The organism is Streptacidiphilus pinicola (assembly GCF_003258295.1).
Lineage (GTDB): Bacteria > Actinomycetota > Actinomycetes > Streptomycetales > Streptomycetaceae > Streptacidiphilus > Streptacidiphilus pinicola.
Genome location: NZ_QKYN01000233.1, coordinates 3,825 through 4,369, shown reverse-complemented (window position 1 = coordinate 4,369; position 545 = coordinate 3,825). Strand labels below are relative to the sequence as shown.

Below are 545 nucleotides of genomic sequence, written 5' to 3'. Positions count from 1 at the left end.
CGTTCGAGCTGAACCGCCCAATGTCGCAGGCCAACGCGCCGGCGGTGTGCCCGGCCGGGCACGAGGACGTGGTGAAGCTGATGTCGATGGTCGCCGTGACCGGGGCCGCGTCAGGCGGCGCCGCGCCGCAGGCCGGCGGGGGCGGGGGAGGTTGCTGCGGGGGCGGCTGCTGCGGCTGAGTGCGGTGCGCCTCCCCGGGTAGTTGCAGGGGGGCGGGACGGGTCGGACGATGGAAGCCGGACTGCCGTCACCGCCCACGCGCACCCCAGGGAGGCGGCCATGAAACTCCAGGACCACCTGCCGGTCGACCACCGGCTGGGCCAGGTCTACCGGTACAGCGCCGGGGCCATCGGCCTGTTCCTGATCATCTTCGGCATCCTCGGCTTCACCAACAACGTCGGCTTCATCTCCACCACCGGCGACCACGTCGCCGGCATGACCACGAACGGCGCACTCAGCCTGCTCTCGGTCCTCTTCGGCGCGCTGCTGATGGGCGGCGCCGTGATCGGCGGCAACACCGCGTCGACACTGAACATCAGTGTCGG

Annotated in this window: 1 protein-coding gene and 1 pseudogene; both read left to right on the top strand. The window is 71.4% G+C overall.

Annotated elements, in window-relative coordinates; all coding sequences use genetic code 11:
* On the top strand, positions 1-179 hold a 179-nt coding region (locus DN069_RS42215; protein ID WP_111507844.1), incomplete at its 5' end, for a zinc ribbon domain-containing protein.
* A gap of 100 nt (positions 180-279) precedes the next feature.
* A pseudogene (locus DN069_RS40740) lies at positions 280-545 on the top strand (DUF4383 domain-containing protein); the annotation flags it as partial.